The sequence below is a fragment of the Streptomyces niphimycinicus genome (assembly GCF_018883605.1).
GTDB classification, from domain to species: domain Bacteria; phylum Actinomycetota; class Actinomycetes; order Streptomycetales; family Streptomycetaceae; genus Streptomyces; species Streptomyces niphimycinicus.
In genome coordinates, this window is sequence record NZ_JAHLEM010000167.1 from 1 (window position 1) to 12,742 (window position 12,742).

Consider the following 12,742-nt stretch of genomic DNA (forward strand, 5'->3'; position numbering starts at 1 on the left):
CGCCGGCCCAGCCGGCGGGCTGAGCCGCACCGGAACGCCGCGGGCGGGCCCCACGACGCACCGGCCGCCGCGGGCGGGCCCCACGTCGACCCAGCCGATCCCACGTCGACCCAGCCGATCCCACGACGACCCAGCCGATCCCACGACAACCCAGCCGACCCAGACCCAGCCGACCCAGCCGACCCAGACCCAGAAGATCCCCACGCCCGGCACCGCTCTCCACCACCGGCGGAGCTGACACCGACGGAGCTAATTTGCTCTTGAGGGGTGAAGGTGCGTATGGTGGTAGATCGTTTGATCCCATTTGCCCGGCGCCTCGTAAAAGTGCGCCGTGAGGCGCGTTCCTTGCCATCCCGTGGCTGACCGCATAGAGGCGGTCGTTTGCGACAACACGGAGTTTGGGCGCGTGCCGAGACTCCGGAAGGTTTCGCATTTCGCATGTCCGTTTCCACTGATCACGCCGTCATGCCCGCTGTCGACGAGCCGAGCGATCTGACCGCTCCGGCCGAGCCCTTCGAACGGGACGAGCGCGACGAGCAGGCCGAGCAAGCCGACCAGACGGCGTCAGCGGCGTCCTCTGAGCAAACCGCCACGGAAGCCCCCGAGACCCCTAAGGCGCCCGACATCACTTTCGCCGACCTCGGCCTCCCCGAACAGATCGTCCGCAAGCTGGCGCAGAACGGCGTGACCACGCCCTTCCCGATCCAGGCGGCGACCATCCCCGACGCCATGGCCGGGAAGGACATCCTCGGCCGCGGCCGTACCGGCTCCGGCAAGACCCTCTCGTTCGGTCTTCCGCTGCTGACCACGCTGGCCGGCGGACACACCGAGAAGAAGCGCCCCCGGGGTCTCATCCTGACGCCGACCCGCGAGCTGGCGATGCAGGTGAGCGACGCGCTTCAGCCTTACGGCGATGTCCTCGGCCTCAAGCTCAAGGTCGTCTGCGGCGGCACCTCGATGGGCAATCAGATCTACGCGCTGGAGCGCGGTGTCGACATCCTCGTCGCCACCCCGGGCCGGCTGCGCGACATCATCGACCGCGGCGCCGCGACCCTCGACAAGGTCCAGGTCGCCGTCCTCGACGAGGCCGACCAGATGGCCGACATGGGCTTCCTGCCCGAGGTCACCGAGATCCTCGACCTGGTGCCGCAGGGCGGCCAGCGGCTGCTGTTCTCCGCGACGCTGGAGAACGAGATCGACAGCCTGGTCAAGCGCTACCTGGTCGACCCGGTCACCCACGAGGTCGACTCGGCCCAGGGCGCGGTCACCACGATGACCCACCATGTGCTGGTCGTGAAGCCGAAGGACAAGGCGCCGGTCACCGCCGCCATCGCGGCGCGCAAGGGCCGCACCATCATCTTCGTACGGACCCAGCTCGGCGCCGACCGCGTCGCCGAGCAGCTCTGCGACGCGGGCGTACGCGCCGACGCGCTGCACGGCGGCATGACCCAGGGCGCCCGTACCCGCACGCTGGCCGACTTCAAGGACGGCTACGTCAACGTCCTGGTCGCGACCGACGTCGCCGCGCGCGGTATCCACGTCGACGGCATCGACCTGGTGCTGAACGTGGACCCGGCCGGCGACCACAAGGACTATCTGCACCGCTCCGGCCGTACGGCCCGGGCGGGCCAGAGCGGCACCGTCGTCTCGCTGGCCCTGCCGCACCAGCGCCGCCAGATCTTCCGGCTGATGGAGGACGCGGGCGTCGACGCCTCCCGTCACATCGTCGGCGGCGGCGGTGCGTTCGACGAGGACGTGGCCCAGATCACGGGCGCGCGTTCGCTCACCGAGGTGCAGGCGGAGGCGGCCTCGAACGCCGCCAAGCAGGCCGAGCGCGAGGCGCAGGACCTCAGCCGGGAGCTGGAGCGGGTGCAGCGGCGCGCGGTCGAGCTCCGGGAGGAGGCCGACCGGCTGGCCGCGCGGGCGGCGCGCGAGCGCGGCGAGACCGTGGCACCGGCGGAGCCCGCGGCCGAGGCCGGGGCGGAGACGGTGGCCCAGGCCGCTGTGACGCTTCCGGCGCAGCGTACGGCGGAGCCCGTGACCGTGCCCGCGGTGAAGGCCGCGGACGCCGCCGAGGGCGCGGGCGACGCCGAGGCGCCGCGCCGCTCCTCGTACGACCGTCGGGACAACGACCGGGGCGGCCGTTCCTTCGACCGTCGGGAGAGCAACGACCGCGACCGTGGCGGCTTCAACCGGGACCGCCGCGATGACCGTCGTGACGACCGCCGTGACGACCGTGGCGGCTTCGGCCGTGACCGTCGGGACAACGACCGTGGTGGCCGTTCCGTCGACCGTCGGGACAGCAACGACCGCGACCGCGGCGGCTTCAACCGGGACCGCCGCGACGACCGTCGTGACGACCGCCGCGAGGACAGTGGCGGCTTCAGCCGCGACCGCCGGGACAACGACCGTGGTGGCCGTTCCGTCGACCGTCGGGACAGCAACGACCGCGACCGTGGCGGCTTCAACCGGGACCGCCGCGACGACCGTCGTGACGACCGCCGCGATGACCGTGGCGGCTTCAGCCGCGACCGCCGGGACAACGACCGTGGTGGCCGTTCCTTCGACCGTCGGGACAGCAACGACCGCGACCGCGGCGGCTTCAACCGGGACCGCCGCGACGACCGTGGCAATTTCGGACGCCGTGACGACCGTGGCGGCCGTCCGTACGAGCGCCGTGACGACCGTGGCGGCTTCAGCCGCGACCGCCGGGAGAACGACCGTGGCGGCCGTTCCTTCGAGCGCCGCGACCACAACCACCGTGGCGGGGACCGTCCGTTCAACCGTGACCGTCGCGACGACCGCCCGGCCCGCCGTGACGACCACCGGGGCGGCTCCACCGGCGGCCGTTCGTACGAGCGCTCCGGCGGCTCGTCCTTCGACCGGCGCGCCGACAAGCCGCGCTGGAAGCGCAACGGCTGATCGGCCGTGAAGAGGGCCGTGCAACACCGCGCTGTTGCACGGCCTTTCGCTCCCGGAGGGTATTGGCTCGGGTGTTGGACCCTGGCCGAGCTATGCTGCGGGGGTGCGGGTCATTAGCTCAATTGGCAGAGCAGTGGACTTTTAATCCATTGGTTCAGGGTTCGAGCCCCTGATGACCCACAGTTAAGGCCCAGGTCAGAGAACGTCTGGCCTGGGCCTGAGCCATCGAAACGGCTCGTCGAGATCGTTAGATCGCTCGCCGCTCGCCCGTCGCTCGCCCGAAAGGCAGACGATCCAGGCAGGCGGCGCCATTGCGCCGGTCGGCCTTCACCTCTCCCCCGCCTGAGGGAATGTGGCGCCAATCACACTGATGCCCCGCTCGCGCGCCACTCGGGTGACACACGCGCGGGACCGAGACGCCGTCCGAGAACACTCCGCCGCCCCCGGGTCGGGAGCGGCGGAGTGGGTGACCGGGTCCCTCGGTGAGGGAGCCCGGTCAGGTCGGCGAGGTCAGGAAACCTTGCAGGCGCCCGCCGCGCAGTCAGTCAGCCACTGGTCGAACTCGGCGTCGTAAGCTCCGCCGATGGACCTGGTCAGGAGGTCGCGTGCGCCCTGCCAGTCACCGGCGCGGTAATAGCGGAGCAGGGAGTCGACCTCTCCCGGGTGCCGCTCCTCCATGAAGCGGACCGCCAGGTAGCCCCAGCGATAGGTCCGGTTGGTGTCGGTGTTGGTGTAGGTGGTGTCGAACAGCGTGCTCAGCCGGTACGTGTGCTTGCCGGCCTCCGTGATCGCGTCTTCGTAGGTCTCGTTGCGGTAGGAGTAGTTGATGTACTCGGCGAAGCCCTCGACCCACCACACGGTCGGGGTGGTCTGTCCGGCCGCGTAGTCGCCGTACATGTCGAACCGGCCGTCGAGGTAGTGGGTGTACTCGTGGTTGAGGTTCCAGATGTCGAACTTGGGTTGCAGCCAGTCCGCCTCGTAGGCGATGAACCGCGGCTGGTTGCCCTCCTTGGACGGGTCGCCCTCCAGGTACATGCCGCCGTTGTTGGTGTCGATGCCGTAGATGACGTTGGCGTAGGTCCCGTAGTCAATGCTGGAGTTGAAAGCGACGACCTCGATGGTCTCGTTGTGGTCGTCCTTCACCGGCCCGTTGTCCCGCGCCACCTTGTGGAAGAAGGCGTTCTGCTCGGTCAGGCTGCGGCAGACCTGGTCCAACTGGTCGGCGGTGATCTCCTGGCCCTTGATGGTGATGCCGCTGCCGCAGTCGCGCTGGACCGGCAGCACCGCTTCGATCAGCCGCTTCTGGAGGTCGCAGGTGCCGTACTCCTGGCACTTGTCCTTGTCGTAGGCGGCGGTCATCTCGGCGACGCCCACCCACAGCCGCGCGGTGGGACCGGTGATGGTGGTCTTGCCGAGCAGTTCCTTGGCCATCGGCCGGACCGTGTCGCGCAGGCCCTCGTCCATGAGGAAGCGGCCCAGCTCGCGTCCGGCGTTGTAGTCGAGGAAGTAGTTCTTGCCGCTGAGCAGGTCGACGTGGTCCAACGCGAACTTGCTGACGGTGTTCAGCACGCTCGGGTCCTGCTGCACCGCGGTGACGAACTCCGGCACCTGGTGGCCGCGGAAGAGCACCGTGAAGACGCTGTTGACCGCGTTGACCATCCAATAGGAGTCGTTGTAGGTCCCGTTGTAGTCGGTCAGCAGCCGCTTGACGATCGAGAGGTAGCGGGCGTTCTCCTGGGCGCTGTCGATCAGGATGACCGCCTCGGACAGCGTCGCGCCGTTGGCGTCGGTGACGTCATGCGAGCGCGGGGCGGCGAAGAAGGCGTCCAGGGCGCCCTGGATCGCGGACTTCAGCGTGGGGCCGTACGGGCCCACGTCATCTGGGTGGTACCACTGTGCGTAGTAGCCGGCCCGCAGGAACAGCACTAGCTGCGTCATCCCGGTGGAGCCGTCGCCGGGGTAGTTGGCCGAGCCGGCCTGTAGCGCCTGGGCCACGGGGACCATCTGCTCCTCGCGGAAAGCCCCGCGCGCGTCGCCGCCGGTGAGCGGGAACAGCGTGTTGACGCAGTCGGTGGTGGACTCCTTGATCTTCTGCACCAGAGCGTCGCCGGTGTTCTGGGTGAAGTCGCTGATCCGGCACTCGGCCGCGCTGGCCTTGGACTTCCGCACGTTCTTCGAGGGGCGGGGGTGCGCCTTGACTCTGTGGGTCCACGGCTGGTCGTAGTCCGTGCGGTGAACGGAGTCGTCAGCGCTCAGTGGCGGGCGGTCGGCGGCACGGGCGCGCCGGCCCGAGTGTGCCGGCGCGGTCGGCACCGCGTCCAGCGAGGCCCGCGGGCCGTCAGGGTCGTTCTTGAGCTGGTGGTCCGGTCCGGCGGCCGTGGGGGAGCCCTGCGGAACGGAGTAGGAGGACGGGGCCGCCATGGCTTGCCCGGGGGCGGCGAGGAGTCCGCCGCCCAGGGTGAGGGCCAGTGCCAGCGCCGCGAGCGGTCCGCTGTTCCGCCGTAACTGGCGCGCGTACCGGCGTGCTGAAGGTATTCGCATGTTTCTCTCCCGTGGGGGGTGAGAGGGAGCAGAGCAGGTTGCCCTGCCCCTTGGCATGCCCATGTGCGACATGTGAGATGTAAAATTTCACATGTCACACGGCATGGGAAGAGCCGTGCAACCGGGAATTCATGACGCGGCTCTGACGCTCCGGTCGCTGCCCGGTCGCCCCGCCCCGGCGGCGCCCTGAGTCGCCCTGGGCCGCCACCGTGGGAGCTCTCCGTCGCCAGACCGCCTGTGGCGACTCGTCCCTGAGGGTCCGCCAGGCCGTCTTCCGCGAGCCGGGCTCGTGGTGCTCGCACGCCGGGTCGTGCACGCCGGGTCGTACAGAAGATCGAGGCTCACTCGACCGGCGCTTGAACGGATGCCGAACGGTACTCGACCGCAGAGTCTGATCCTGCTGTTACTCAGGGATGCGTAAGGAGACGACTCGTGCGACTCGCGACAACGATCCGGGGGTTCCGGGGGCTCATCCCCGTCATGGCGCTGGCGGTATCGGCATGGGCGGTTTCCGCTCCGGCGTCCGCCGAAGGGAAGGGAGACGGAGGCGGGGCGGGCGAGAAGGCGGCCCCGGTGCCTTGTGGGGACGCGGCGGCGCTGGTCACCGCGGTGAGCGAGGCCAACAGCTCGCCGTTCGGGGGGTCCGTCATCCTGTCCACGGGGTGTGTGTACACGCTGGGCTCCGCGGCGTTCACCGGTCCCAACGGCGCCGACGGACTGCCGCTCATCACCCGTGACGTGACCATCAGCGGGACCCTGGCGACCATCAGACGCAGTGCGTCCGCCGGCGACTTCCGGCTCGCGGAGATCGCGCCCGGTGGAAGCCTTACGGTCAACGGTGTGACCTTCTCCGGCGGCCGGGCGACCTCGGGGGCGGGCACCGACGGCGGCGGCATCTTCGACGCGGGCTCGCTGAGGCTGATCAACGCCACGGTCACGGGCAACACCGCGAGCAATATCGGCGGCGGCATCGAGGTCGCCTCGGGCGGTTCGGCGGTGCTTTCGGCCACGGATGTGACGCACAATTCCGCGGGGGACGGCGGCGGTATCCACATCAATACGTCGGCCACCCTGAGCGTCTCGGGCGGCAACATTTCCGACAACACCGCGTCCAGCTCGGGCGGCGGCGTCAGTAACTTCGGAACGACGCTGCTGGGCGCCGTCACGGTCGCGCGGAACAGGACCACCAACTTCGAGGGCGGCGGCATCGCCACCGCGGTCGGCGATCTCACGATCAACGGCGGCCGGGTCGCCGAGAACACCGCCGGCAGTTTCGGCGGCGGTATCGCCAATATGGGCAGCGCACTGCGTGTGCAGGCCACCACCGTGTCCGGGAATACCGCCACGCTGAACGGCGGTGGGCTGTTCCAGCACGCGGGCACGACACAAATGATCGGCGACACGGTCACCGGTAATACGGCCAATGGCGGTCAGGGCGGCGGCATCTTCACCGACGGCGGCACGGTCTCGCTCGCCGCGACCACGGTCATCGGGAACAACCCGAACCAGTGCGTACCGGCTCTCACGGGATGCTGAAATCACACCGCTGAACGCCGTCACTGAATTCGGCTGAACGCCGCGGCGCCCCCGGAAGTCGCTTCTTCCGGGGGCGCCGCGTGCTCGATCGCGAGATCGGCCGTCAGTGCTTGCAGTCCTTCTTCTTCGCCTTCACCTTGGCCTTGTGGTGCTTCTTGGCCTTGTGCGGTTCGGCCTTGGCCTTGTGCACCTTCTTGGCCTTGTGCTGCTCCTTGGCCTTGTGCTGCTCCTTGGCCTTGTGCTTCTTCGGCGCCTCCTTGTGCACGACCACGACCTGGTCCGGCTCGTCGAGGGCGATGTTCGCGCAGTTGGAGCCGATGTTGGTGTCGCCCGTCGGGGCGGCGAAGCCGATGACCAGGGTGGTGCCGGTGGCGGTGTCGCAGTCGTTGGACTGGAGGACCGCACCGTCGCGGTTGGCGAAGTTGACGCAGTCCGAGCCGACGTCGAGGTCGCCGGTGGGAGCGAAAATGGCGTTGTTGACGGTGGGGCCGGTGGCCGTGTCACAGTGGTTTCGCTGAGCACTGCTGGACTGCGGGAAGAGCCCATGAGCACTCGCGCTACCGGCGCCGCCGACCACCATTGTGCCCGCGGCCGCCGCGGCCATGAGAGCTGCCTTCTTGCCGATCTGCATTGTTCTGGTGCCTCCATATCGGGTCTTCTCCGCGAATATTCCGCAGACACCTCTTGAACGAGATTTCCGCAATCCGGGATCCGGGACTATGCGAAGCATCACCCATCCGCCACAGTAAAGATATGTTCAGCAAAGGTATATTCAGTCGGTGCGGAAGTCGGTGGACTTCTCTTCGCAAAAAATGAACGCGGCCCCGGGGGAATTTCCCCAAGGCCGCGTTCATCTCGAGCGGCTTTTTCCGGAAGCTCGGTGGCGAACTCCGGTGAGCTCGGTGTTTCAGGAGCGCTGACGGTTTCCCTGGCCACCGCTCTTGCCGCCGCTCTTCGTGCCGTTCGCGCTGGTGCCCTGACTTCCGTTCTGCGGGTCGGAGCCGGCGACATTGGCACAGTTGGTCTCGGTGGTGACGTCGGAGCCGGGGCCGATGGTGATCGGACCCAGCACGGAGGTGGTGCGACAGTCATTGGTCTGCTTCGTCACACCGCCCGACTTGCTGACGTTGACGCAGTTGGTCCCGTTCTTGATTTCGGATCCGGGAGCCAGCGCGACGGTGATCGGGCCGACGACGGAGTGGGTACGGCAGCGGTTCTTCTGCTCCGACACTCCCGACTCGGCGGTGTTGACGCAGTCGGTCTGATTGCTGAGCTCGGTCGAGCCGGCGACCACGGTGATGGTGCCGACGACGGAACTGGTGGTGCAGCGATTGCTCTGCGTCCCGCCGTTGGCGCCTGCCGCGCGGCTGGGACCGGAATCGGCGGCGTCGGCTCCGCCCGCACCGCCGATGAGCAGAGCACCCACGGCGGCGACAAGAAGCGCCGACCTTTTGCGCATGTGCATAAAGAGCCTCCAATCGGGCTTTCGGCGCGGTGTGCTCGGCACCGTCACCGAAGAACCTTTTTCATGGCAGCGGCCCTGGAAGAGAAGCTTCCAGGGCCGCGATTACCAACGGGGGGATGCCTCATGGCGTTACCGCGGGCGGGAACACCATGAAAGGGTCAGCGACTCAGCGACGGTGACCGTTGTCGTCGTCGTCGACGGCGATGTTCGCGCACTTGGAGCCGATGTTGGTGTCGCCCGTCGGGGCGGCGAAGCCGATGTTCAGGGTGGTGCCGGTGCGGGTGTCGCAGTCGTTGGCCTGGATGACCGAACCATCGCTGTTGGTGAAGTTGACGCAGTCCGAGCCGACGTTGAGGTCGCCGGTGGGAGCGAAAATGGCGTTGTTGACGGTGAGACCGCTGGCCGTGTCGCACTTGTTGAGCTGCGCGACGAAGTCGTCGTTGTTGTTGGCCAGGGCACCGCCCGCGCCACCGATGACCATAGCGCCGGCGGCCGCGGTCAGGAGAACTGCCTTCTTGCCGATGTTCACTTAAATCCTCCGTCTGGGTTGCTCCGCGAATTCCACGGACGCATGACACAACGAAGCTCATCAGTTAAGGCTTCGGGTCGCCAGTCAGCTTCACCCGTCCGGCATAGTGCTGCTCTTCCGGGGCGTGTTCTCCAAGAATCCCGCTAAGGGGGACCAATACAAGGACCATTTGGCTCAGCTCGGCCCCTCTCGGCCCGGCGGACACCTGAATCCATTGAATTGAATGAGGGGAAGCGACTACGAGACGCTCCGCGGCAGGGGGCCTGGAGGCGCTGGGGTCCGGCGCCCACGGTGGCCGACCGACGCACCCTGCCCCGCTCGCGTACTTGTTCGACCGGTCGGACGAGTGATACATCCAGGCCCTACGACGCAGGAGTGAGTGAGGCACAGTCACACCGACAGCTTCGCGGAACCGCAGCGCGGCGCGTGTTCGCGCCGCTACGCTAAGTGCGCGAGGTGGTCGCCCGGGGGGCGCGGCGAATCAACGCCGGGAGGCGGGAGGAGAGACATGGGGCACTCACGAGCGGACGGGACCCCGGCCGAGCTGATGGACGGGCTGCTGGCCCGTGCGCAGAACGGCTTCGAGATCGGCGAGGCGGTGCTGGCCCAGGCGCGGAGCGCCCTGATGCACCAGTCCGAGCTGCGGTCCTGCCGACAGTGCAATGAGCGGTGCGGCCAGCTTGGCTACAGCACCTACCGGCATGTCTTCCTGCTCCCCGACGGCAGCAGCCTGCTGCTGTGGGAACTGGAGCACAACACCGGCGAGGACGGTCGCCCGCTGTACGAGCTCTACGCGGACGAGGACGCCCTGACGCTGGCCGAGCGCCGCGTCCATGACCGCCTCGGCGGCGCCCGCTGGGAGGAGCTCGACGGGTTACCGCTGTGGCTGCCGGACCAACTGCTGCACACGGCCGAGCCCCTGGAGAGCTCCCGTGCGTATGTGGCCGACAATTCGGCCGACCATGCCCGTCGTGTCCTGCGCCGCGCGGAGAACGCCGACCGCCCGGGCGAGGAGACCGAGCGGCTGCTGACGACCGCGTTCGCCCATGACATCGCCCTCGCGCCCAAGCCCCGGCGCCGCTCCGGCGGCCCCGACGCGACCTGGTGCCGCTTCTATGAGCACGCCTTCCTGCTCGCGGGAGGGGACGAGGTCGTGCTGTGGGAGCTGGAGCACAATCTCACCCGGGACGGACGGCTGGTGTGCGAGGTGTACCTCGACGAGGTCTCGGCGGAGCTGGCGGCGGACCGCCACGCCCGCGCGCTCGGCGTCGACCTCTGACGCATCGGTGCCGCTGACGCGTCCGTCACCTCTGAAGCGTCCGTAAATCTCTGGCGCATCCGAAACCTCTGGCGCGTCCGAAACCTCTTTCGGCTCCGCGACCTCTGATGCGCCCGTAGCCGCTGGCGCCCTCGTGGCCGCTGACGCCCTCGTGGCCTCTGACGGGCCCGCAGCGCGCCCGCCGCGTAACCCCTGGCGTTCACCGGCTCTGACGCGCCCACGGCCCCTGACCCGCTGCCACGTGTCCGTCGTGTGCCCGCGGTGCCCCCTCGTGTGCCCGCGGTGCCCCCTCGTGTGCCCGCGGTGCCCCCGCTGGGTGCCGGTCGCGTGCCCGCCTCACACGCGCCGGAGCCGGGCCCGCTCACGGGCGTCCGTCCGGCACCCGCTTGGCCGACACCGATTCGCCTGGCAGCCCGTCAGCCGGAAGCCTGGTGACGAAGGTGACGAAGGTGACGAAGGTGACGACGACGGCGAGGACGGCGAGGACGGCGACGGCGACGCCGTGACGACGGCGGGACACGGACCAGGGAAGCGAGAGAAGCCGGTGCGGGTGCGAGGGAGCAGGGCTCGTACGGGCGCCCGTACACAGTGGCGTACGGCCTGGCCCCGGCTGAGCCGCCCGCACACCCACCGCCGCCACACCCGCCTGCATACGCTCATGGCCACCGGCGCCGCGGCCGGTGGGGCCTCCGCCGACGGGTTCACCGGGCCCACCGCGGGGCCCGGCTCGGCCGAGGACGCGGGCCAGGAGCCGCCGGGCCGCCGGGCGGCCCGCTGGCTTCCCGCCATCCTCATCCTCGGCGGCGTCAGCTTCGACCTGGCCACCCCGTCCGGCTACACCGCCTCGCCCTTCTTCGCCGCCGCCCCCCTGGTCGCCGCGGCGCTCCTACCGCTGCGCCAGACCATCATCACGGCCTGCGTCGCCGTCCTCGCGACCTGTCTGCTGGCGGAGTTGCACGGGGTGAAGGACCCGACCCAGGCGGCCACCGAGATCGGCACGGTCGCCACCGTGACCGTGCTGGCAGTGGCGATCAACCGTGTCGTACGCCGCAGCTACCACCGGCTCGCCTCGGCGCGCGGAGTGGCGGAGGCGGCCCAGCGCGCCGTCCTGCCCGCGCCGCCCGCCCGTCTGGCCGGGCTGGAGATCGCCGCGCGCTATGTACCGGCGGAGAAGTACGCCGCGATCGGTGGTGACCTGTACGCGGTTCAGGACACCCCGCACGGCGTACGGCTGACCGTCGGGGACGTACGCGGCAAGGGGCTGGGGGCCGTGGAGGTCGTGGCGATCCTCCTCGGCTGCTTCCGGGAGGCGGCGGAGCAGGAGACGACCCTGGAGGCGCTCGTGGGCCGCCTGGAGCGGGCGCTTCAGCGCGAGGGCGCCCGGCGGGCCGACCTGGAGGTGTTCGAGGGGTTCACGACGGCGGTGGTGGCCGAAATTCCGCGCGGCGACTCCACTCTGCGGCTGATCAATCGCGGCCATCCGGCGCCGCTGCTGATGGAGGAGGGCGGCGCGGTGCGCGCCCTGGAGCCGGAGGCGTCGGCGCTGCCGGTGGGGATGGGGGAGTTGGCGGGGTGGCCGGACCGGGTGATGGAGCTGGGGTTCGCGGAGGGGGAAACGCTGCTGCTGTTCACGGACGGGGTGACGGAGGCCCGGGACCGCGACGGCGAGTTCTACGACCCGGCGAAGCGGCTGCGCGGCCGTCGCTTCGCCGATCCGCAGGAGCTGCTGGACGCGTTGGTGGCCGATGTCGAGCGCCATACGGACGGCGGGACATCGGACGACATGGCGCTGCTTGCGGTCCGCCGGACCGCGGCCCGCGGGAGCGGACGGGGGAACGGGCGGGGGAACGGGCGGGGGAACGGGCGCGATGACGGTGATGCGAACCGCACGGGCCATACGGGGGAGGCCGGCCCCCCACACCGTCCGTAGCCGACCGGGCCCATACGGTGCGTAGTCGACCGAGTCCCCTCCGCATAACAATTGCCGCACGATCGATCCGCATGTGTTTTTACGAACCCTTGGCCGGTGCGTTGACTCGCCCTCATTTGTCCCTTCTTGAGCGCTAAGTTCATGCCAAAGGTGCGCGGATTCCTCAGAACAGCTTGGAATCACATCGCGCTCTCTATTAACGTTCGATAACGCAGCGCGGTCGTCACAACCGTCGCAAGGGCGGCACCGTGCGCCGTCGCCGAATCCCGTACGCACACTGGCAAGCACCGCATCACCAGCAGCACCAAGGGAACCGGGGAACCAACACCTTGGGGTGAATCGGGTCGAACCTGACCCGTAGGAGACCTTCCTGCTCCGAACCCGTCAGCTAACCCGGTAGGCGAGAAGGAAGGAAAGGAGTGCGCCTCCGTGGCGTCCAATAGGTCTGCCCTGGACGAGGCCCCGTATCGCACACGGGGAGGCGGTTTGGGGACCGCCACCGCCTACGGCCCCGGCTTCGACGCCGGCGGCGGGATGAGT

General features: G+C 69.2%; 9 protein-coding genes, 1 tRNA gene and 1 riboswitch. Of the genes, 5 read left to right on the forward strand and 5 right to left on the reverse strand.

Annotation, left to right across the window (positions count from 1 at the left end):
• Positions 1-438: 438 nt before the first annotated feature.
• On the forward strand, positions 439-2,922 hold the full coding sequence (locus tag KN815_RS16515; RefSeq protein ID WP_216342689.1) for a DEAD/DEAH box helicase: 2,484 nt from the start codon (positions 439-441) through the stop codon (positions 2,920-2,922).
• A 107-nt stretch (positions 2,923-3,029) separates the two neighbouring features.
• Positions 3,030-3,102: transfer RNA gene (locus tag KN815_RS16520), tRNA-Lys, on the forward strand.
• A 330-nt stretch (positions 3,103-3,432) separates the two neighbouring features.
• On the opposite strand, the gene KN815_RS16525 is transcribed toward KN815_RS16520, so the two are convergent.
• Entirely contained in the window at positions 3,433-5,463 is a 2,031-nt protein-coding gene (locus tag KN815_RS16525) for a collagenase (RefSeq protein WP_216342690.1), read from the reverse strand.
• 432 nt (positions 5,464-5,895) lie between these two features.
• Between KN815_RS16525 and KN815_RS16530 the strand changes: the two genes are divergently transcribed.
• On the forward strand, positions 5,896-6,999 hold the full coding sequence (locus tag KN815_RS16530; RefSeq protein WP_216342691.1) for a right-handed parallel beta-helix repeat-containing protein: 1,104 nt from the start codon (positions 5,896-5,898) through the stop codon (positions 6,997-6,999).
• Positions 7,000-7,102: 103 nt separating this feature from the next.
• On the opposite strand, the gene KN815_RS16535 is transcribed toward KN815_RS16530, so the two are convergent.
• The 3 genes from KN815_RS16535 to KN815_RS16545 form a co-directional block, all read right to left on the reverse strand.
• Positions 7,103-7,630, reverse strand: coding sequence for a hypothetical protein (locus KN815_RS16535; protein ID WP_216342692.1), 528 nt, complete (start codon positions 7,628-7,630; stop codon positions 7,103-7,105).
• A gap of 276 nt (positions 7,631-7,906) precedes the next feature.
• On the reverse strand, positions 7,907-8,464 hold the full coding sequence (locus KN815_RS16540; RefSeq protein ID WP_216342693.1) for a hypothetical protein: 558 nt from the start codon (positions 8,462-8,464) through the stop codon (positions 7,907-7,909).
• Between the two features lie 166 nt (positions 8,465-8,630).
• Complete coding sequence (locus KN815_RS16545; RefSeq protein ID WP_216342694.1) at positions 8,631-8,993, reverse strand: hypothetical protein; 363 nt, start codon at positions 8,991-8,993, stop codon at positions 8,631-8,633.
• Between the two features lie 508 nt (positions 8,994-9,501).
• On the opposite strand from KN815_RS16545, the gene KN815_RS16550 reads away from it, so the two are divergent.
• The gene (locus KN815_RS16550; RefSeq protein ID WP_216342695.1) at positions 9,502-10,272 is read left to right on the forward strand and encodes a DUF6227 family protein; all 771 of its coding nucleotides are present in this window, start codon (positions 9,502-9,504) and stop codon (positions 10,270-10,272) included.
• Between the two features lie 361 nt (positions 10,273-10,633).
• On the opposite strand, the gene KN815_RS16555 is transcribed toward KN815_RS16550, so the two are convergent.
• Entirely contained in the window at positions 10,634-10,792 is a 159-nt protein-coding gene (locus KN815_RS16555; RefSeq protein ID WP_216342696.1) for a hypothetical protein, read from the reverse strand.
• A 24-nt stretch (positions 10,793-10,816) separates the two neighbouring features.
• Here KN815_RS16555 and KN815_RS16560 point away from each other — a divergent pair, with 24 nt between their 5' ends.
• Positions 10,817-12,202 (forward strand): PP2C family protein-serine/threonine phosphatase, encoded by a 1,386-nt coding sequence (locus tag KN815_RS16560; protein WP_216342697.1) that lies wholly within the window; start codon positions 10,817-10,819, stop codon positions 12,200-12,202.
• Between the two features lie 275 nt (positions 12,203-12,477).
• A riboswitch (cyclic di-AMP (ydaO/yuaA leader) is annotated at positions 12,478-12,620 on the forward strand.
• Positions 12,621-12,742 lie beyond the last annotated feature (122 nt).